The organism is Allobosea sp. 05T433 (genome assembly GCF_056396065.1).
The window spans coordinates 90,721-110,991 of record NZ_JBFTKS010000010.1 but is presented as its reverse complement, the minus strand read 5'-3'; the positions used below and the strand labels follow the sequence as shown (position 1 = coordinate 110,991).

21 protein-coding genes and 1 pseudogene are annotated in these 20,271 nt (G+C 65.0%); 8 read left to right on the top strand and 14 right to left on the bottom strand.

Features of this window, described 5'->3' with window-relative positions; genetic code table 11:
* Nucleotides 1–126: 126 nt before the first annotated feature.
* Entirely contained in the window at nt 127–1,374 is a 1,248-nt protein-coding gene (locus AC1DGP_RS15955) for an NAD(P)/FAD-dependent oxidoreductase (protein WP_441506204.1), read from the bottom strand.
* A 263-nt stretch (nt 1,375–1,637) separates the two neighbouring features.
* On the opposite strand from AC1DGP_RS15955, the gene AC1DGP_RS15950 reads away from it, so the two are divergent.
* From AC1DGP_RS15950 to AC1DGP_RS15925, 6 genes are all read left to right on the top strand, one after another.
* Complete coding sequence (locus AC1DGP_RS15950; RefSeq protein ID WP_476832305.1) at nt 1,638–2,618, top strand: hypothetical protein; 981 nt, start codon at nt 1,638–1,640, stop codon at nt 2,616–2,618.
* A 45-nt stretch (nt 2,619–2,663) separates the two neighbouring features.
* Nucleotides 2,664–3,341 (top strand): glutathione S-transferase family protein, encoded by a 678-nt coding sequence (locus AC1DGP_RS15945; RefSeq protein ID WP_441506202.1) that lies wholly within the window; start codon nt 2,664–2,666, stop codon nt 3,339–3,341.
* A gap of 53 nt (nt 3,342–3,394) precedes the next feature.
* Nucleotides 3,395–4,078, top strand: a complete 684-nt coding sequence (gene rpe / locus AC1DGP_RS15940) for a ribulose-phosphate 3-epimerase (protein WP_441506201.1) — start codon at nt 3,395–3,397, stop codon at nt 4,076–4,078.
* A gap of 146 nt (nt 4,079–4,224) precedes the next feature.
* On the top strand, nt 4,225–5,526 hold the full coding sequence (gene purB, locus AC1DGP_RS15935) for an adenylosuccinate lyase (RefSeq protein ID WP_441506200.1): 1,302 nt from the start codon (nt 4,225–4,227) through the stop codon (nt 5,524–5,526).
* Nucleotides 5,527–5,535: 9 nt separating this feature from the next.
* Entirely contained in the window at nt 5,536–5,688 is a 153-nt protein-coding gene (locus AC1DGP_RS15930; RefSeq protein WP_441506199.1) for a hypothetical protein, read from the top strand.
* A 78-nt stretch (nt 5,689–5,766) separates the two neighbouring features.
* Nucleotides 5,767–6,318 (top strand): RBBP9/YdeN family alpha/beta hydrolase, encoded by a 552-nt coding sequence (locus AC1DGP_RS15925; RefSeq protein ID WP_441506198.1) that lies wholly within the window; start codon nt 5,767–5,769, stop codon nt 6,316–6,318.
* 77 nt (nt 6,319–6,395) lie between these two features.
* Here AC1DGP_RS15925 and AC1DGP_RS15920 read toward each other — a convergent pair whose 3' ends face one another.
* From AC1DGP_RS15920 to AC1DGP_RS15885, 8 genes and pseudogenes are all read right to left on the bottom strand, one after another.
* Nucleotides 6,396–7,511: a branched-chain amino acid ABC transporter substrate-binding protein gene (locus AC1DGP_RS15920; protein WP_113514109.1), complete on the bottom strand. Its 1,116-nt coding sequence runs from the start codon at nt 7,509–7,511 to the stop codon at nt 6,396–6,398.
* Nucleotides 7,512–7,661: 150 nt separating this feature from the next.
* Entirely contained in the window at nt 7,662–8,015 is a 354-nt protein-coding gene (locus AC1DGP_RS15915) for a DUF6867 family protein (protein WP_441506197.1), read from the bottom strand.
* A 71-nt stretch (nt 8,016–8,086) separates the two neighbouring features.
* Complete coding sequence (locus AC1DGP_RS15910) at nt 8,087–8,818, bottom strand: ABC transporter ATP-binding protein (protein ID WP_113514113.1); 732 nt, start codon at nt 8,816–8,818, stop codon at nt 8,087–8,089.
* Between the two features lie 26 nt (nt 8,819–8,844).
* A pseudogene (locus AC1DGP_RS15905) lies at nt 8,845–9,654 on the bottom strand (ABC transporter ATP-binding protein); the annotation flags it as partial.
* Nucleotides 9,654–11,036 (bottom strand): high-affinity branched-chain amino acid ABC transporter permease LivM, encoded by a 1,383-nt coding sequence (gene livM / locus AC1DGP_RS15900; RefSeq protein WP_113514117.1) that lies wholly within the window; start codon nt 11,034–11,036, stop codon nt 9,654–9,656. The pseudogene AC1DGP_RS15905 and the gene livM, both read right to left, overlap by 1 nt.
* A gap of 3 nt (nt 11,037–11,039) precedes the next feature.
* Complete coding sequence (locus AC1DGP_RS15895) at nt 11,040–11,957, bottom strand: branched-chain amino acid ABC transporter permease (protein ID WP_113514119.1); 918 nt, start codon at nt 11,955–11,957, stop codon at nt 11,040–11,042.
* Between the two features lie 538 nt (nt 11,958–12,495).
* Entirely contained in the window at nt 12,496–13,728 is a 1,233-nt protein-coding gene (locus tag AC1DGP_RS15890) for an NAD(P)/FAD-dependent oxidoreductase (protein ID WP_476832304.1), read from the bottom strand.
* On the bottom strand, nt 13,725–14,051 hold the full coding sequence (locus AC1DGP_RS15885) for a cupin domain-containing protein (protein ID WP_441506195.1): 327 nt from the start codon (nt 14,049–14,051) through the stop codon (nt 13,725–13,727). Before AC1DGP_RS15885 ends, AC1DGP_RS15890 begins: the two co-directional genes overlap by 4 nt.
* 509 nt (nt 14,052–14,560) lie before the next feature.
* On the opposite strand from AC1DGP_RS15885, the gene AC1DGP_RS15880 reads away from it, so the two are divergent.
* Nucleotides 14,561–15,259: a GntR family transcriptional regulator gene (locus AC1DGP_RS15880; RefSeq protein ID WP_441506194.1), complete on the top strand. Its 699-nt coding sequence runs from the start codon at nt 14,561–14,563 to the stop codon at nt 15,257–15,259.
* Nucleotides 15,260–15,404: 145 nt separating this feature from the next.
* Nucleotides 15,405–15,923, top strand: coding sequence for a flavin reductase family protein (locus AC1DGP_RS15875; RefSeq protein WP_441491450.1), 519 nt, complete (start codon nt 15,405–15,407; stop codon nt 15,921–15,923).
* Between the two features lie 7 nt (nt 15,924–15,930).
* Here AC1DGP_RS15875 and AC1DGP_RS15870 read toward each other — a convergent pair whose 3' ends face one another.
* Genes AC1DGP_RS15870 through pcaB form a run of 5 tightly spaced genes read right to left on the bottom strand, consistent with a single transcriptional unit; the run spans nt 15,931 to nt 20,162 of the window.
* Entirely contained in the window at nt 15,931–16,326 is a 396-nt protein-coding gene (locus AC1DGP_RS15870; protein ID WP_476832303.1) for a carboxymuconolactone decarboxylase family protein, read from the bottom strand.
* A 10-nt stretch (nt 16,327–16,336) separates the two neighbouring features.
* Nucleotides 16,337–17,116, bottom strand: coding sequence for a 3-oxoadipate enol-lactonase (gene pcaD, locus AC1DGP_RS15865; RefSeq protein ID WP_476832302.1), 780 nt, complete (start codon nt 17,114–17,116; stop codon nt 16,337–16,339).
* 19 nt (nt 17,117–17,135) lie between these two features.
* Nucleotides 17,136–17,546, bottom strand: coding sequence for an aconitase X swivel domain-containing protein (locus AC1DGP_RS15860; RefSeq protein ID WP_476832301.1), 411 nt, complete (start codon nt 17,544–17,546; stop codon nt 17,136–17,138).
* Complete coding sequence (locus AC1DGP_RS15855) at nt 17,537–18,796, bottom strand: aconitase X (protein WP_476832300.1); 1,260 nt, start codon at nt 18,794–18,796, stop codon at nt 17,537–17,539. The genes AC1DGP_RS15860 and AC1DGP_RS15855 overlap by 10 nt, the downstream gene beginning before the upstream one ends.
* A gap of 1 nt (nt 18,797) precedes the next feature.
* Complete coding sequence (gene pcaB / locus AC1DGP_RS15850) at nt 18,798–20,162, bottom strand: 3-carboxy-cis,cis-muconate cycloisomerase (RefSeq protein ID WP_476832299.1); 1,365 nt, start codon at nt 20,160–20,162, stop codon at nt 18,798–18,800.
* Nucleotides 20,163–20,271: the final 109 nt, after the last annotated feature.

Here is a 20,271-nt window from a genome sequence, read left to right as displayed (position 1 = left end):
GGGCGATGACGCATGCCGGCTCGCTGTCTGGTGCGTGCGGCGTCAGGCCCGAGCCTGACCCGGTCTCCTGGCGAAGCATAATTCCCGGCGGCGGCAAGCGCCCCCGGGAATGACGGCATCTTCGCCTCAGGTGAAACGGGCCGGTGCAAACGGGGCAGGATCGACGAAGACCTTCTCGCCGGTCACCATCTCGGCAACCATGCGCCCGGTCACTGCGGCCAGCGTCAGCCCGTGATGGGCATGACCGAACGAGAACCAGAGATTGCGGTGCTTCGGCGCCGGGCCGATGATCGGCATCATATCAGGCGTGCAGGGGCGGTTGCCGAGCCAGGGCTCGGCATCGACCCGCTCGCCGAGCGGGAACAGCGTCTTGGCGATCGGTTCTGCGCGAGCGAGCTGAACCGGCGTCTTTGGCGAGTCGCGCAGCGCGAACTCGGCGCCCGTGGTCAACCGAATGCCCTTCACCATCGGAGCCAGGAAATAGCCGCGCTCGGTGTCGAGGACAGGGTGGTTCAGCACGGCGTTGCCGAGCGGCTTGTAGTGCATGTGGTACCCGCGCTTGACCGCGAGTGGCAGGTGGTAGCCGAGCCGGTTGGTCAGGACATCGGCCCAGGGGCCGAGCGCGATCACTGCGTCATGTGCGCTGGCGCGGGTGCCGTCGGCGAGCGCGATGCTCCAACCCTGGCCGTCCTGCGCGAGCGTGCCGGCATCGCCCTGCGCAAGTTGTCCGCCGAGCTTTTCGAACAGAGCGACATAGGCCTTCGACAGGCCAAGCGGGTCGATCACCGTGACCGGGTCGGTCCAGTGCAGGCCGCCGATCAGGCTCTGGTCGAGATGGGGCTCCTCGGCTCGCAGCGTCGCGACATCGAGCGGGCGGTAGTTCAGCCCGAATTCCTTGTTCCACTTGGCCGCCTCGGCCAGCCTTGCATCCTGCTCGGCCGCAGAGCGGAAAACCTTCATCCAGCCCTTGCGGCGCAGCAGATGCGTCGCCCCGGCTTCGGCCGCGAGCGCGTCATGCTCGGTGACGCAATGCTCGATCAGGGTGGCGTATTGGTGAGCGATCGCCTCGTGCTTGGAGGGGCGCGAATGCAGCCAGTAGGACAGCAGGAAGGGCGCGAGCTTGGGAATCGCGTTCCAATGATAGGACGCGTCGATGGTGTTGTTCATCGCGTAGCGGAACAAGGCGCCGAAATCATGCGGGAAGCCGTAGGGATAAACGCCTTCGCGCTGGATCAGTCCGGCATTGCCATAGCTGGTTTCCTCGCCTGGTCCGCGCCGGTCGACCAGCAACACGGACCGGCCGGCCTTCTGCAGGTGCAGCGCCACCGAGATGCCGACGATCCCCGCGCCGAGAACAATCGTATCGGTCCGCATTTTTACGCTCCTGTCAGCCCTGTTGCCGCGCTCAAAATACCGCTCTGCGCCGCGATGTCAGCGGCATGGTGTATCTTTGCGGTCGAACGGCGAAAGTTTCGCAAGTTTTGCGCCAACCAGGTGCGGATCGCGCGCTGCGCTTACAAACTGTTCCCTTCCGCGCAAGATTCTGCGCCACGCAGAACCGGTCTTCCCGAACGGCGGGTGACGCCGGCGCCGGGATCGGCCAGTGTGGCGCAGTTGTCGCACCGATTCAGGCCTTCATGCTCTCGCGTTTCGCCGCCTTCCTCGCTGCAGGCCTTGCCCTTCTCGGCCGCTACGGCACGCAGGGCTTCGCACTTTCAATCTTTCTGGGGCTGGCACTGCCGCAGTTCTCGGCGGCGGCGCGGCCGCTGCTGCCGGTCACTATCTTCTGTTTCACCACGGTCGTCTTCCTGCGCGCCGATTTCAGCATCATAACCGGGCTGATCCGCCGTCCCGGCAAGCTGATCGTCACCTGCCTGTGGCTCATTCTCGGCCCGGCGGTGCTGATCGGCGCTGCGTTCCTGCTCGTCGATCGCGCGGCACTCGATCCCGGCCTGATCCTCGGGCTTGCCATCATGGGCGCGGCGCCGCCGATCATGTCTTCGCCGGCGGTCGCGATCCTCTACGGCTTCGAGCCTTCGCTGATCATCGCGGGCGTGGTGGTGACCACGGTGCTCAGTCCGCTGGTGGCCCCGGTGGTGGTGGAGCTGCTGGCGGGGGCTGCCGTGCCGCTCGATCGCTGGGCGCTGACGCTCCGTCTCGTGCTGTTCGTCGGCGGCGGCATGGTGGTGGCGGCGATCCTGCGGCACTGGCTCGGCGCAGCCCGGATCCGGGCGATGAAGGCCAATCTCGATGGCTTTGGCGTGCTGATGTATTTCATCTTTGCCATTGCGGCGATGGATGGCGTGACGCGGACAGCCATGGCCAATCCCGGACAGGTCATGCTGTTCCTGGCCATCGCCTTTTCGGTTTCCGCCGCCGGCCTTCTGCTCACGACACTCGCCTTGCGGATGTTCAAGCGCTCGGAACGCTTCATGATCGGCTATGGCACCGGTCAACGGAACATGGGGTTGCTGGTTGCGGCGCTTGGGGCCGGCGTGCCGCAGACGACTTTCCTGTATTTTGCGCTGGCGCAGTTCCCGATCTACCTGCTGCCCTGGCTGCTGCGCGGCATCGCCGGGAAGATCAAGCGCGCTGAAACGCCTGCTGACGCGGGTTGACGATCCGGCCTGAGACGATCGCTCCAGCAATCCAGGAGCGATGCCATGATCACTCTCTATTCCGGGCCTCTGAGCCTGTTCTCCCGCAAGGTCGAGATCGCGCTGCGGGAGAAGGGCCTCGCCTTCGAGCGTATCATGGTGCCGTTCAACCAGGTGACTGGCTACGATCCGCGCCACCCCGAAGTGCTGGCGCTCAACCCGAAGCGGCAGGTTCCGGTGATCAATGACGAGGGGCTCGTCCTCTACGATTCCACCATCATTCTCGAATATCTCGACGAGGCCTATCCCCAGCCACCGCTCCTTCCCCGCAATCCAGCGGCCAGAGCGCGCTCGCGGTTGGACGAGCTTTTCGCCGACGAGATCCTGTTTGCCGCGCTGCGGCCGCTGATGCACCGTAACGAGCCGCCGACGACGGATCGCAACAAGCGCGCAGCACAGGAGACGGACGCGCTGATCGCCGAGGCCGAGCTCGAGCAGCGCTATTGCGGGCTCAACGAGAGGCTGGCGGGTCGCGATTATTTCGGCGAGGCCCTCTCGGTGGCCGATATCGGCATGTTCATGAGCGTGTTCTGGGCCGTGCGCCTCGGCGGCCCGGCGCTTGCACGCTATCCCGACCTCTCAGCCTGGTTCAGCCGGTTGGGCAGTCGGCCGGCCTTTGCAACAGCGGTGGAGGAGGTCGAGGAAGCGGACCGGCGACTGTCCTACCCCGTCAAACGCCGCTGAAAGCTCCCGGTTTCGATTGCAGCGCTGGCCTGCGGGCGCTAAACGCTTCGCGCATGACCAGCCCCATCCGCATCGCCCCTTCCATCCTCTCCGCAGATTTCTCGAAACTCGGGGAGGAGGTTCGCGCCATCGATGCGGCGGGCGCCGACTGGATCCATTGCGATGTGATGGACGGGCATTTCGTGCCGAACATCACCTTCGGCCCGGACGTGCTGAAGGCGATCCGCCCGCACACCAAGAAGTTTTTCGACGTGCATCTGATGATCGCGCCGGTCGACCCCTATGTCGAAGCCTTCGCCAAGGCGGGCGCTGACCTGATCTCGTTCCATGTCGAGGCCGGCCCGCACGCGCATCGGACCCTGCAGGCCATCAAGGCGCAAGGCAAGCAGGCCGGCATCGTGCTCAATCCCGGCACGCCGGAAAGCGCCATCGAGCCGCTCCTGAACGATGTCGACCTGATTCTGCTGATGACCGTCAATCCGGGCTTTGGCGGCCAGAGCTTCATCCATTCCGTGGTCGAGAAGATCGCGCGGGTGCGCGCCATGATCGGCGAGCGTCCGATCGCACTCGAGATCGATGGCGGCGCCACGCCGGAAACGGCACCATTGGCCGCGAAAGCCGGCGCCAACGTGCTCGTCGCCGGCTCGGCAGTGTTCAAGGGCGGGCCATCGGCCTATGCCGGCAATATCGCCGCGATCCGCCAGGCGGCGGAAGCCGCCCGCGGCGACTGGGTTTGAATTTGTAACTGCGCCGTCATTCCGGGCGCAGCGAAGCGAAGCTCCGGAGCCCATTGCAGTGCGCCTTGCTCTGCGATGGTGTCTGGATCGGCGTGGCTTCGCCGCTTGTCCGGAATCACGTCGCGCGCTGTCCTGAAAGGCCAACCATGATCCCGCGCTATTCCCGTCCCGAGATGGTCGCCATCTGGGAGCCGCAGACGAGGTTCCGGATCTGGTTCGAGATCGAGGCGCATGCCACCGACAAGCTGGCCGAGCTCGGCGTCGTGCCGAAGGAGGCCGCGGCGACGATCTGGGCCAAGGCCAGGGACGCGGTCTTCGATGTCGCCCGCATCGACGAGATCGAGCGCGTCACCAAGCATGACGTCATCGCCTTCCTGACGCACCTGGCCGAGATCGTTGGCCCCGAGGCGCGTTTCGTGCACCAGGGCATGACCTCGTCGGACATTCTCGACACGACGCTGTCGGTGCAGCTGGCCCGCGCCACCGATATCCTGATCGCCGATGTCGATGCGCTGCTGGCCGCGATCAAGCGCCGGGCGTTCGAGCACAAGTTCACGCCGACGATCGGCCGCTCGCACGGCATCCATGCCGAGCCGGTGACCTTCGGCCTCAAGCTGGCGCAGGCCTATGCCGAGTTCAGCCGCTGCCGGGACCGTCTGGTTGCGGCGCGCTCCGAGATCGCGACCTGCGCGATTTCCGGCGCGGTCGGCACCTTCGCCAATATCGACCCGCAGGTCGAAGCCCATGTCGCCGAGAAGATGGGCCTGGCCGTCGAGCCGGTCTCGACACAGGTGATCCCACGCGACCGTCACGCCATGTATTTTGCGACGCTTGGCGTCGTTGCCTCCTGCGTCGAGCGCTTGGCGACCGAGATCCGCCATCTCCAGCGCACCGAGGTTTATGAGGCGGAGGAGTTTTTCTCGCCGGGCCAGAAGGGCTCTTCGGCGATGCCGCACAAGCGCAATCCGGTGCTGACCGAGAACCTGACCGGTCTTTCGCGGCTCGTTCGCGGCATGGTGACGCCGGCGCTCGAGAATGTCGCGCTCTGGCACGAGCGGGACATCTCGCATTCCTCGGTCGAGCGCATGATCGGCCCCGATGCCACGGTGACGCTCGATTTCGCGCTCGCGCGGCTTACAGGCGTCGTCGACAAGCTGCTGGTCTATCCGCAGAACATGCGCAAGAATCTCGACCGGCTCGGCGGCCTGCATAATTCGCAGCGCGTCCTGCTCGCCTTGACGCAGGCCGGCGCCAGCCGCGAGGAGAGCTATTCGCTGGTTCAACGCAACGCGATGCGCACCTGGGAACATGGCGAGGATTTTCTCACCAATCTCAAGACCGACAAGGACGTGACGGCGAAGCTCTCGGCTGCCGAGCTCGAGGCGATGTTCGACGAGGGCTATCACTTCAAGCATGTCGATACGATCTTCGCGCGCGTCTTCGGGTAGCCTGAACCCATGCGGATTGCCGTCCTCGCCGATATCCATGGCAATCTCGCTGCGCTCGCAGGCGGAAGCCCGCATGCGCGCTACGGCATTACCGAGCGCTGCCGCGCGGGCTGGCGCTTTTCGTTTCACACCCTACGTTACGACCTGGTCCGCTGCGGCTGACCTTGCCCTGTCCCGGGGCCGACGCGACTAGGCTTATGCCCTGTCGCGTGGCCTCGCCCTGAAACCCGATTGATTGCAATGCGCTCGTCCGACGCCGACATCCTCATCATTCCTGGCTGGTCCGGCTCCGGCGCGGACCATTGGCAGAGCCGCTGGGAGGCCAAGCTCACCACCGCCCGGCGCATCGAGCAGGACGATTGGTACAAACCCGCCCGGGACGCCTGGGCAAACCGGATCGTCGCCGCCGTCCGCGCAGCCAAGCGGCCGGTGGTTCTGGTTGCCCATTCCGCCGGCGTCAGCGCGGTGGCGCATGCGGCAGAGCATCTGAAGCCCGGCGAAGTCGCGGGAGCTTTCCTGGTTGCGCCGGCCTCCGAGCGCGCGAAGCAGGCGATCCCCGGTATGGCGCACGACTTCATCGCGCATCGGCGCGAGAAACTGCCGTTCCCCGCCATCCTCATCTCCAGCACGACCGATCCCTACTGCACGCAGGATGAAGCAAGGGCGCTGGCCGAGGCCTGGGGCGCCGAGTTCGTCGATGCCGGCGATGGCGGCCATCTCAATTCAGAATCCGGGCATGGTCCCTGGCCGGACGGTCTGCTGCGCTTCGCAACCTTCCTCAAGACACTGTAGTACTGCCCGGCAAACGAAACCCGCCCCGGATCGCTCTGGGACGGGATGGTCGGATCAGGATCGATTAGCAGCCGAGATCAATTCTCGACGTAGGTTATCTTGCCGTCGGCGCCCTTCTTCCAGGTGTAGACGGTGTAGTCCGGACGGGTGATGTCGCCCTTCTTGTCGAAGGAGATGTCGCCGATCACGGTCTTCACGGCCTCCCCACCATGGAGCGCGGCGGCTATCTTCTTCGGGTCGGTCGAGTTCGCGCGCTTGGCGCCTTCGGCCATGATCTGCACGGCGGCGTAGCTGTACAGCGTATAGGCTTCCGGCTTGAACTTGCGCGCCTCGAACTTCTTGAGGACGGCAGCCGCCTCGGGTCGCTTCTGCGGGTCCGGCGGGAAGGTCATCAGCGTGCCTTCAACGCCGGGACCGCCGATCGTGGCGAACTCGTCGGTGGTGATGCCGTCGCCGGAGACCAGCACGGTCTTCAGGCCCTGGTCGCGCATCTGGCGTACGATCAGGCCGCCTTCGGTGTGCAGGCCACCCCAGTAGAGGTAGTCGGCACCGGCCGCCTTGATCTTGGAGACGAGGGCCGAGAAGTCCTTCTCGCCCGCATTCACGCCTTCATAGAGCACTTCCTTGACGCCGCCGGCATTGAGGCCCTTCTTGGTCTCGTCTGCGAGGCCCTGGCCATAGGTCGTCTTGTCGTGGACGACGGCGATCTTCTTGTCCTTGAAGTTCTTCAGAAGATAGGCGGCGGCGACGCTGCCCTGCTGGTCGTCGCGACCGCAGGTCCGGAAGGTGTTCCAGAGACCGCGCTCGGTAACCTTCGGGTTAGTGGCCGAGGGGCTGATCATCAGGATGCCGTTCTCGGCATAGACTTCGGATGCCGGCATCGTGACGCCGGAGTTGAAGTGACCGACCACCCACTTGACGCCGTCGCCGACGAACTTGTTGGCGACAGAGACGCCTTGCTTCGGATCGGAGACGTCGTCGCCGACCGAGACGGTGATCTTCTGGCCGAGCACGCCGCCGGCCGCATTGATATCCTCCACCGCCTGCTCGACGCCGTTCTTGAGCTGCGCGCCAAAGGCTGCGTTCGGGCCGGTGATCGGGCCGCCTACGCCGAGCTTGATCTGAGCATTGGCCACGCCGGAGAAGGCGAGGACCGCGCCGAGCGCGATACCGCCCAACAGCAGTTTCTTCATGAGATGAGACTCCCCTGTATTGTCACTATGAACGGGCCAAAGTTTCGGCCCGTCTCGGCGCGTGGTGCCACCGTGAAATGCAGTCTTGCGCTTTTTCGACGGTCTGTCACGCGGCAAGCTCGGTGTGGTTTTTCGCTCTTTCGGAGGGGGTTAGCCGCCTTCCCGGGGCTTCCAGCCGAAGGGTCCGGTGCGCTCATAGAGCCAGCGATATTGCGTCGTCATCTGCCGGGCGCGGTTGTAGCGCCAGCCGGCGAAGCCGAAGGCCATCAGCACGATCGTGTCGATGATATAATAGTGCAGGGTCAGCAGGGTGGCCTGGAACAGGGCAAAATGGATGAAGCGGACGAAGAGGCCCAGCACGAGAATATAGAGCACCAGCTGGAATGCCGGCCGCCAGGTCATCGCCACCGCCCGCCCGGTCATCCAGGCCGCCCAGCCGCCCATGATGACGGTGACCAGCAGGAACAACCAGATGGTCGGCTCCTCGTAGATTATGCCTTGCATCGTTGTGCTCCTAGGATCGTGAGCCTGATGTCGACCGCATGTCGCTCTGAAACGCGATACGTCATACGGCTCTAGTGCCGCCCGCCTTCGAGATAGGCGGCGCGCACCTGCGGGTTCGCCAGCAGTTCCTGGCCGGTGCCGCTCATGGTGATGACGCCGTTGACCATGACATAGCCGCGATGGGCGAGCTTCAGGGCGTGGAAGGCGTTCTGCTCGACCAGGAACACGGTCAGCCCCTGCGTCCGGTTGAGTTCGCGGATCGCCTCGAAGATCTGCTTGACGATCAGTGGCGCCAACCCGAGCGACGGCTCGTCGAGCAGCAGCAGCTTCGGCCGCGCCATGAGCGCGCGCGCGATCGCCACCATCTGCTGCTCGCCGCCCGAAAGTGTGCCGCCGCGCTGCTGCAGGCGCTCGCGAATGCGCGGAAAGAGCTCGCAGATCTTTTCGAGATCCTCTTCGAAATGGGCGAGGTCGCGCACTGCGGCGCCCATCTGCAGGTTCTCGAACACGGTCATGCGCGGGAAGATGCGGCGTCCTTCCGGCGATTGCGCGATGCCCAGCCGGGCGATCTCGTGGCTCGGCAGCTTCGTGATGTCCCGGCCCTCATAGGTCACTGTGCCTTCGCGGGCCTGCGGATTGCCGAAGATCGTCATCATCAGCGTCGATTTGCCGGCGCCGTTGGCGCCGATCATCGTCACGATCTCACCCTCATGCACGTCGACATCGACGCCCTTCAGAGCGATGATCTTGCCGTAATAGGTCTTGACCCCGCGAACGGAGAGCAGAGGCGCGGCGTCCGTCATCACAATCCGACCTCTGCTTCCACTTTGGCGACTTCCTCGTCGTCGACGCCGAGATAGGCCGCGATCACGCGCGGATCGGCCTGCACCTCGGCCGGGGTGCCGTCGGAGATCTTGGTGCCATAGTCGAGCACCACGACGTGATCGGAAATCTGCATCACCACCGACATGTCATGCTCGATCAGCAGCAGGGCCGTGCCGATATCCTTGCGGATCGAGAGCAGAAGCGTGTTGAGATCGTGGCTCTCGCGCGGGTTCAAGCCCGCCGCGGGTTCGTCCAGGCAGAGCAGCACGGGGTCGGTGCACATGGCGCGCGCGATCTCGAGGCGGCGTTGATCGCCATAGGGCAGGTCGGCGGCCGGATCGTCGGCGCGATCGATCAGGTTGATCTTCTCCAGCCAGAACTTGGCCTTCTCGATCGCTTCCTTCTCGCGCGCCTTGTAGCCGCCGATGCCGAGCACGCCGAGGAAGGTGAAGCCCGACGCGATCATCAGCGGGTTGTGCTGCGCGATAAGCAGATTCTCCAGCACGGTCATGCCGCCGAACAGGCGAATGTTCTGGAAGGTGCGGGCGACCTTGGCCTTCCAGGAAATCCGGAAGTCGGGCATGCGCTCGAGCAGGAAGCTCGCGCCGCTGTCCTGGGTCAGCGTGATCATGCCTTCGGTCGGCTTGTAGAAGCCCGTGATGCAGTTGAAGACGGTGGTCTTGCCGGCTCCGTTGGGGCCGATCAGGGCGGTGATGTCGCCCTTGCGTGCCTCGAAGGAAAGATCGTTGACGGCGGTCAGGCCGCCGAAGCGCATCGTCAGATGTTCGACCTGAAGCAGAGGAGGGGTTGTCATCAGCCGTGGCCTTCCTGGACCATATCGGCCGAGATCGCCTTCTTCTCCTTGAGAAAGGCTGTCGGCTCGCGTGTCGATATCAGTCCGCGTGGCTTCCAGATCATGATTACGACCATGGCGAAGCCGAAGATCAGCATGCGGTATTTGGTCGGATCGAAATCGGGGCCGAAGATCTGCTTCAGCCAATCGAGTTCGCGCAGGAGTTCGGTGCCGCCGATCATCACGCTGGCCGCGATGGCGACGCCCCAGAGCGAGCCCATGCCGCCGAGCACGACGATGGCGAGAATGATCGCCGATTCCATGAAGACGAAAGACTCAGGCGAGATGAAGCCCTGGCGTGCAGCAAAGAATGAGCCAGCGAAGCCACCGAACATTGCACCGAGCGAAAAGGCCGTCAGCTTGGTGTTGGTGGTGTTGATGCCGAGCGAGCGGCAGGCGATCTCGTCCTCTCGTAGCGCCTCCCAGGCGCGTCCGACCGGCAGGCGACGCAGCCTCAGCGTGACGAACGCTGTGAGCAGGGCCAGTCCGAGGATGACGTAGTAGAGGAAGATGGTGCGATAGAGCGGCGAGAATTCGAGCCCGAACACTGCGGCAAAGCCATCATCGGCGGCCGTGAACGGGATGCCGAAGAAGGTGGGGCGCGGAATCCCGGAGATGCCGGCATAGCCGTTCGAAAACTCGACCCAATTGATCAGGATGAGGCGAATGATCTCGCCGAAGGCGAGGGTGACGATAGCGAGATAGTCGCCGCGCAACCTGAGGACGGGGAAGCCGAGCAGCATGCCCCAGAAGGCCGCGAGGATCCCGGACATCGGCAGCAGGATCCAGAAGGACAGGCCGAAATTCTTGGCGAGCAGCGCGTAGGAATAGGCGCCGACGGCGTAGAAGGCGACATATCCGAGATCGAGCAGGCCGGCGAGGCCGACAACGATGTTCAGCCCCCAGCCGAGCATGACGTAGATCAGGATCTGAACGCCAAAATTGTCGATCCACTTCAGCGCGCCGCCCCAGCCCGCCAGCGTGATGGCAATGATCGGGAAAGTGACGAGAAAGCCGAGCCCGGCCAGTGAGAACAGGCGCGAATGGCGCTGGAAGAAGCCGATCGTGCCATGTGGCAGCAGCCGCACCACCGATTTGCCTTCGCCGCGCTTCTGCTGGCGCAACGCCATCAGGAAGCGGCCGACGAAGATGATCGCAACAGCCCAGGCGACGGCGTCCCAACGTGGATCGAGGACGAGGACGTTGTCGAGGTTCTGGCGTGTGCCCCAGGCGATGATGGGGATGCACAGGCCGAAGGTGACGACGGCGGCGAAGGCGGCTTCCTTCAGCGCCTTCATCATGTCGAGTTGGCGTGCGGCCGGTAACTGTGTGACGGGAGCCATGCGTCAGACCTTCTCGACTTCGGGACGACCGAGGATCCCGGACGGCATGAAGACGAGCACCACCGCAAGGATGCAGAAGGCGGCGACGTCCTTGTAGTCGATGGTGAAATAGGCGGACCAGAACACTTCGATCAGGCCGATCAGCAATCCGCCGATCACGGCGCCGGGAAGGGAGCCGATGCCACCCAGAACCGCCGCGGTGAAGGCCTTCACGCCTGGCGTGAAGCCGTCGGCGAAATTCACGACGCCGTAGAGCACGAGGTACATCACACCGGCGACGGCGGCGAGCGCTGCGCCCATCACGAAGGTGATGGAGATGGTGCGGTCGACGTCGATGCCGAGCAGGCCGGCCATCTTGCGGTCCTGTTCGCAGGCGCGCTGGGCGCGACCCAGAGAGGTCTTCTGCACGATGAACCAGAAGGCGGCGAGCAGGATCGCGGTGGTGAGGATGATGACGATCTGCTTGTAGGAGATCTGGACCGTGTAGGTCGCGCTGTCGATCAGCGTGATCGACTTGTTCAGCATTGGCGGGATCGACTTGTTGCGCGGGCCCTGCACGACCTGGACGAAATTCGTCAGGAAGATCGACATGCCGATGGCCGAAATCAGTGGGGCCAGTCGGAAGGAACCGCGCAGCGGCCGGTAGGCGACACGCTCGATCGTCCAGTTCCACAGCGACGTGAAGAACATCGCCAGCACCAGCACGAAGATCAATGCCAGGACGATGAGGCCGGCGCCGAACCAGGAGGCGATCAGCATGAAGAAGATCAGCGCAATGAACGCGGAGAGCATGAAAACGTCGCCATGGGCGAAGTTCACCATGCCGATGATTCCGAAGACCATCGTGTAGCCGATGGCGATGAGGCCGTAGATCGACCCCAGGGTCAGCCCGTTGATGAGCTGCTGGAGGAATACTTCCATTGACGACGTCTAACCCCTCGAACCAGCTCCCGTTCTCTTCGCCGGCATGACGCCGACGCATGCGGGATGCGATTGCTATGCAGAGCTACCAATGGCTTGCGCCTGCGACAATCCACCCATGCCATATTTCTGTCAAAAGCAATCTCGGACCGCTTGCTCTCGAAACAGGCAGAATTCTGTGCAGTGCAGCGCCAATTTGGCGCAAGATGATTGTCTGTTGTGCGGTGCGGCATCCTCCTTCGTGCAAGTAAAACGGGTGTTGGCAGGGGCTGTCGGGTGCGATCGGTCACCTTGCAGCCGCGGGTCTGCGGGGCGCGATCGTCGGTGACGATCGTGCTGTCGTCGATCATCCGGGGCCAGCCCTCGATCGAAGGTATAATAACGTCCTGGCACTGCCGCCCTTGGCGGCATGGTCGTGCGTCGGGGGATGTGAGGGGCGCGCCCAGCCGCTTCGCCAGCTCGCGGCCGATGGTCAGTTTCCCGCAGCCCGGCCAACCATTGATATGGATGATCAGGTCGGGATCAGCCATGCCGCCCCTCAGAACCGGTTCGGGCTGAAATGGCCGAGATCAATCGCCGACGGGCGACCGGCGATCAGATCGGCGACGAGGCCGCCGGTCACCGCAGATTGCGTCATGCCGTAATGGCCGTGTCCGAAGGCGAGCACGACGCTTGGGTTGCGCGCTGCCTTGCCGATCACCGGTAGGGAATCCGGCAATGACGGCCGGAAACCCATCCAGAGACGGCCACTGCCGAAGGCAGGCAAGCCGTCGACGAGGTTGGCGGCCTTATCATAGAGCGCCCGCGTCCGCGCGGGATTGGGTGGTGCATCGAGGCCACCGAACTCGACCGCGCCGCCAATGCGCAAGCCGCTGTCGAGCGGGGTCATGACGAAGCCATGCCCTTCGAAACCGATGGGCCGGGATGTCAGCCCCGTGCTGCCGGGGAAGCTGACATTGTAGCCGCGCTCGGTCTCGAGCGGCACAGCGTTTCCGAGAGCGGCAGCGAGCGGCCTCGACCAGGCTCCTGCGGCGATCACGGCGCGGTCGACCACGCGCTGCCAGCCGTCGCGGCCGATCAGGGCAGGGCGCGCGGCCATTGAGAGGTTGATGACCTCGGCCTTCTCGAATTGGGCGCCGCGCGCCAGCGCCGCCTCGAAAAGGGCGAGCGACAGTTCGAGCGGGTCGCTGATATGGGCGGTCTCGGGGTGGAACGCTGCTCCGACGAAGCGGTCCTTCAGGGCGGGTTCGAATTGGCGAAGCACGTCAGGGCCGATCATCTCGACCTTGATGCCAAATTCGGCCTGCCGCTGCGCAATACGCCTAGCTTCCGCGAAGGCGGCGTTGTCGGTGAAGGCGTAGAGACCGCCATTGCGATGAATGTGGCGGCTGAGATGCGTGGTCTGGGCCAGTTTCAGCCAGGCCGGCAACGCCTGTTGCTGCAGGGCGCCGAGGCCCTGGATCGAGCGTTCATAGGCGGCTGGGCGCGCGGCCAGGATGAAGCGGACGAGCCAGGGCAGGAGCTTTGGCAGATAGACAGGGCGGATGGCGAGCGGTCCAAGCGGATCGGCCAGGAATCTCAGCACCTGCCGCAGGTTCTTCGGGCTCGCAATCGGCAGGATGTCCGTGTGTGCCATCCAGCCGGCATTGCCGCGTGAAGGGCCGAAGGCCGGCCCTTCCTTATCGATGATCAGAACCTCGTGACCGTCGTCAAGCAGGGCATGCGCAGTGGCGATGCCCACAATGCCTGCTCCGACGATCGCGATCTTCATGAAAGGCTGAGCTCCTTCAGGGCGCCCGGCTTCTTCACCTCGATCTCGATAAAGGCGATCGGATGGTCCGAGCCGTTCATCACGTCATGCTGGATGCCGGCCGGGCGCATATAGGCCTGGCCCTGAGCCAACGGAACGTCGGTGACATTCGTCCCGTCATGGATGCGCAGCGTGCCGTCGAACAGCATGATGACGAAATAGGGCCAGCCATGGCTGTGCCAGCCGGTCACGGCACCGGGCTCGAAGTCCCAACGGGTGATGCGGATCGTCTCGTCGTCCTGCTGGACGGTTGGAACGGCGGGTGTCGTGCAGGTAAAGGCCACGGTACCTCCCGGAGAATGGATCAGAGTTTCGGCAGGCTAGCCACTTGGCTTTCGCTGCCTTGACGACGGCCGCAAGGCAGGCGCGCTCCGCACCCTCCCGTGCGATACATGTGGCGATCACGCGAGTTGATCACCGCCGCCTCGACCAGCTTGATGTTCTGGCCGAGTCGCGCCGCGACGTCGAGCCGCGAATAGGTCCAGCGACGGATTGCTCCGGTCTCGGCCCTGCAACCAGATTTGGCGAGAGATCGTCGACGCCGATATGCGCCGCGAAGCGATCGGCGCGGGGCGATCTCGGCGAAGTCGAGCTCGTCAGTGGGGCGTGAGCCTGGTGGTCCGGAAGGCAGGGCGCTGATGCATTTCGTCATCGCAGAATGCTTCTTGCGTATGAGGACGTTTCGCTTGCAGATTGCATTGCGGCTGCGGCCGGCCCGTATCGGTCATGGTGATATATCAATGCTGGATGTCGCGTCAATMCTCGCCTTCCGTCCCGCGGGAGCGAAATGAGCATGCGCTCCAACGAAGAAACCCAGCTGCCTCCCGAGACGGATGTGCGTGTTCCGCCCGGCGCTGCGACGAGCCTCTCGGAGACCGCCTATCGCCGTCTCGAGGAGGCCATCGTGACGCTCTCCCTGAGGCCCGGCGCGGTGCTGACCGAAGCCCAGTTGATCGATCTCGTCGGGGTCGGGCGCACGCCGGTTCGCGAGGCCCTGATCCGCCTCGCACAGCAGGGGCTGGTCGACATCCTGCCGCGCAAGGGCGTCGTCGTCACCGGCATCAACGCCATCGACATCATGGCTGCTCTGGATGCGCGAGAGGTGCTGGAGAGGCTGATCGCATCGGATGCGGCGAAGCGGGCGAGTCCGCGCGAGCGCATCGTCATCATCGAGAAGGCGCGCGCCATGCGCGTTGCAGCCGAGGCCGGCGATGCCAATGCCTATATGCGGCTCGACAAGGAGCTCGATGCGGCGGTCGCCGCCGCCGCACGCAGCCCCTATGCGACACGCGCCGTCGAACCGCTGCAGGCCCTGATCCGGCGCGCCTGGTACTATTTCGAGCGCGAGGACGATCTGGTGCCCGCGGCGGGGCATCATGTCGCCTTCGCCCAGGCCCTGGCAACGGAGGATCCTGCCGCGGCGAGTGCAGCCAGCGATGCCCTGATGCAGCACTTGCGCGCCGGCTTGCTGGCGACGCTCGGCCGCGACTGAGAATTGAGGGGCGCGCGCCATTGATATATCTATTTCGAGGGCCGTGGAGCCCATGACGGCATGACATTGCGGCTGTGCGCTGGCCATCGCGCCGGAAAATCCCTACATCAGCCGGCGAAGACCTCCATTCCTGCAGATCGGGCTGATGACCAAGACGTTCCAGGCCGTGCCCCATGTAACGGCCATTCCTGATGCGCCGGCCTTCCGTCAGGCAATGGCGCAGGTCACGAGCGCCGTGCATATCGTCACCACGCGGGGCACGACGGGCCGCGCGGGCCTGACTGCGACCTCGGTCGCCTCGGTGTCCGACGCGCCGCCGACCATGCTGGTCTGTGTCGACGGCATCAGCCGCACGCTCGCCGCGATCGAGGCGAGCGGGACTTTCTGCATCAACACGCTGGCGGGCGATGACGGGGATCTCGCCGAGATCTTTGCGCGGCGTCGGGGCATCGAAGGCGAGGCCCGTTTCGCGACGGCCGAGTGGACGACGCTCGTGACCGGAGCGCCGGCACTCGTCGGCTCGCTTGTCGCCTTCGACTGCAGGCTGATCGAGGTGCACCGTGTCGCGACCCACCGCATCCTGATCGGAGAGGTCGTGGCGATCGGCGGCCGGGGCCAGGGCAGCGGGCTGGTCTACCGGCGGCGCGGCTTCTCCGAGGTCTGAAGGGCCGTCAGACCTTTCCCGCTTCCTCGTCGACCTCGGCGAAGACGATGGCTGCTTCCTTGAAGGCGTGATTGGCGGCTGGCACGCCGGCATAGATCGCCGTCTGCATCAGCACTTCCTTGATCTCGTCGCGCGTCAATCCGTTGCTCAATGCGCCACGGACATGGATTCGGAATTCGCCCCAGGAGCCGAGCGCGGCTGCAATCGAAAGCACGATGAGCGAGCGCTCACGCTTGATCAGCCCCGGCCGGTTCCAGATGTCGTTCCAGGCGGTTCGGGTGATGAACTCCTGCCAGTCGCGGTTGAACTCGGTGACACCGGCACTGGCCTTGTCGACATAGGCCTCACCAAGCACGGCGCGGCGGGTCTTCATGCCATTGGCATAGCGGGTGGCGTCGTCCATGGCGGCCTCCTCAGGCGTTCAGGAAGTCGAGAACAGCCCGGCCGAAGGCCTCGGGCTGCTCCAGATTGGAGAGATGGGCGGCATCGAGCGTGACAAGCTCTGCACCATGGATGGAATCGGCGATCTGCTGGCCGACGGCGGGCGGTGTGGCCGGGTCGAGCGCGCCGACAATCACCAGCACGGGCAGGACGATTGCCGAGATCGCCTCGCGCTGATCCATGTCGCGGATCGCGGCGCAGCAGCCGGCATAGCCGAGCGGTGGCGTGGTGGTGAGCATCGCACTCACGGCCTCCACGGTCTTTCCGTCGCGCTCGCGGAAACCCGGGCTGAACCAGCGTTCCAGCGTCGGCTGCACCAGCGGCCCCATGCCATTGGCGCGGACATTGCGGATGCGGCCGTTCCAGAGATCGGGCGGTCCCATCCGGGCGGAGGTGTTGGCCAGCACCACGCGGTGGAGCCGCCTGGGGGCATGGGTTGCGAGCCATTGCCCAACCATTCCGCCCTTGGAGACGCCGCACCAGTGCACCTTGTCCAGGCCGAAATGGTCCATGATGCCGATCGCGTCGCCGGCGAGTTCGGCCAGCGAATAGGGCCGGTCTGGCGCCGTCGATTTGCCATGGCCGCGCGAGTCGTAGCGCAGGACGCGGAACTGCTTGGTCCATTCGGGAATCTGCGGATCCCACATGTGCAGATCGGTGCCGAGTGAGTTCGAGAGCATCAGGACAGGTGCGTCCTCAGGCCCGTCGAAGCGGATATTGAAGGGCTCGCCCCGGATGGTCTCGATCGGCATCGTCCTGTCTCTCCCTGGCCTATTGTACCGCGATGTTGCCGTCGCTGCTGATCAGAAGCGTCTTACCTGCAAGCGCCGCTTGCTGCGATGCGGGCAGCCTCAGAGCCGGCGGCGTCGGCCAACCCATCTCACGCGCGACGACGAGGCCGAGCAGCAGGATCGCATCGGGCGCATCCATCAGGATCGCCGCGGGCGCGTTCCCGGCATGGACGAGTTCGAGCAGCACGGCCGAGGCAGAGGACGAACCGATCGTGCCGGGCAGGGCGAGCACAGTGCCAGCGATGTTGCGGTCTCGCTCGGGATGGCGCGCATCGATGATCAGGCCCGTGCGCGGATCGACGCCGCCCCAGAAGCTGATTGCTGCGCTGAGCGCCAGGCACTCGCCCTTCACGTCGCCGCCGGGGATCAGGATTTCGCCCTTCAAGACCATGTCCGGGGCTCCCTGACGAGGCGACCGGCGACGGCGCTCTCGACGCATTCGGAGAGCGAGCCGTAGGTCACGGCGTAGCCGGTATTGCCCGGAGCATATTGCGCGAACTTGCCGGAGTTCGTCATCAGCACCGCGCCTTCGATCTCGGGCAGGATCGGCGTCACCACCACGCAGGTATCGACGACGAAGATGACGCCGGCGGCTTCGAGGCGCTTGCGGCGCCCCTGCGCTTCCAGAGGTTGGAGCACGTGGCGACCGGTATTGGCGTAAAGCGGGCGAGAGAGCGTGCGGTCCGCGAGCAGGTTTTCCAGCTCACCCATCTCCTTCAGGGAAAGGTGTGGCGAGCCGATCGCGACTGCGTCGATACGGTCGGTGGTGCCTGCCGTGGAGAGCCGCGCAAGGGTCGCCTGCACCTCCAGATGCGTCAGCACGATGCGCTGTTTCGGGGGGCGGTCCCCGAGTGCCGTGGCGAGATCAGGAGCTTCGGGCGTGACACCGGCGACATGAAACAAGCCGACGCCTCCGGCCGAGGCAGCAGCCGCACCGAGCGCCTTTAGACGGTCCTCGGTCGTACAATCCTGAAGCCCCTCGATTACGACGACCGTGCTCCCGGCAGCGCGTCCAAGAAAGGTGCCGAGCACGGGATAGAACACATCCGACCGGCGCAGCTCCTTCGAGAGCCCTCCGACGTCGAGCAGCAACTCCGCGACACGGTTCTCGGCGCGGTGGAGGCCGTAATCCGGGGCGCGCCCGGCAATCGCGCAGGCGATGTCGAGGAAATCGCCATAGCGGTTGGTGCGCGCGCCCAGCACCGAGTTGCAGAAGACGACGGCATTCGACTCGCCCCAGGCGACGTCGCTGCCCTGTGCGGGGCGGTGTCCGGCCTGATAGGGCGCACAGGTCCAGCTCGGTTCGCAGCCCATCGCCTCATAGGCGCGCATCATGCGGGCCGCCATATCGCGCTGATGTGCGGCGAGGCGGATCACGGCACAGCCGGCGGGGGCGAGGGAGCCGACATTCAGCGTCGCCCGCACAGCGACCCTGGCGCCGCCCTCGACCAGTTTCTCCGCGAAGAGCGTGCCGGAATCACCGTGGTAGAGCGCGCCGTCGATATGGGCCGAGGCAACGGGTATCAACCTCCGTGCACCCATCAGGCGAGCGGCTTCGGCGACGATACGCAAGGCCATCGCTGAGCCACCGCCTCGCGCGCCGGAGGCAATCGCCCGCTCCTCGTCGGTCAGTTGCAGCATGTCAGTCCTTATACTCGCGCTCTTCTTCGTAGAGCGCGAGTATCCGGTCGATGATGCAGTCGCTCGCTCCGCGATAGGTCGCCGGATCGAACAAGATGTCGAGTTCGTTTTCACCAAGGCGGCCGGCGAGCGCCGGATGCTCGGCGAGAATGGACTTGAGATGCCTGCCGCTGGCCACGCAGTCGCGGCTTGCCTCCTCGAGCAGGTGATGCGCCTCGGCCCGGCCGATCGACGCCGCAAGCGCGAGCGAAACCCGCTCGGCCATGACCAGGCCGTGGGTGAGCTCGAGATTCTGCCGCATCCGTTCCGGAAAGACCTGCAGGCCCTCGATCAGCGCCACACTTTGATGGAGTGCCGTACCGGCGATGATGAAGAGTTCGGCAAGCGTGCGCCATTCGGCATGCCAGCCGCCCATGGCGCGCTCGTGCTCCTGCGGCATCGCTGCGAGCATGGTCGAAACCAGCCCCGGAGCGCGCTTCGCTCCGGCGAGGATCAGCGTGCACAGCACCGGGTTGCGCTTGTGCGGCATGGCGGAGGAGCCGCCCTTTCCGGGCGCTTCCGGCTCGGCCAGTTCGCCGATTTCGGTCTGCGCCATCAGCGCCGTGTCCTGGGCGATCTTGCCGAGATGCCCCAGGACGATGCCAAGCTCGGCCGCGATCCGCGCCGGCCGGTGCCGCTCCGTGTGCCAGGGCGTCAGGACTGCGCCGATCGCCGGCATCGTCCTGCAGAAATTCTGGAGCACGGCTTCAGCCTTGTCGCCGAGCGAGGCCAGGGTCCCGGCTGCTCCGCCCAACTGATGCGAAGCCTGGCCGTAGATCATGAAATCGTCGTGGAAGCGAACGATCGGCCCAAGCCACTGCGCCACCTTGACGCCGAAGCTGATCGGCACGGCATGCTGGAGGAAGGTGCGCCCGATCATCGGAGTGTTTCGATGGCGCTTCGTCAGGTCGGCGAGGGCGTGGGCGAGACGGGCGGAGCGCCGGAGGATCAGCCGGTAGGCCGTGCGATATTGCTGGGCCTGGCCGGAATCGATCACATCCTGGCTGGTTGCGCCATAATGCACCCATTTGGCCGCTTCCGGATCGACCGCAGCGACCTGGGCGGTCAATTGCTTGACCAGCGGGATTGCGGGGTTGCCTGCAAGAGTCGCGGCCCTGCCGATGGCGCCGATGTCATAAAGCTCGGCCTTGCAGGCCGCCGCGATCACGTCGGCGGCGGCCGCGGGGATGACGTCGGCGGCCGCTTCGGCGCGAGCGAGCGCGGCCTCGAAATCCAGCATGCCTTGCAGAAGTGCCCGGTCTTCGAACAGGCTTGCCATCTCGTGATCGGCGAAGAGCTCGCCATAGAGACCGGGCAGGTCAGTCATGGCGGCTCCGCGTGTTCGGAAATGCGTGGCGCAATGCAGGCTCGCTCCCCTTGTCTAGGCTGGCGCTTTCCGATCAAGGATAGACCAATGGGTCCTTGGATAGACCCGA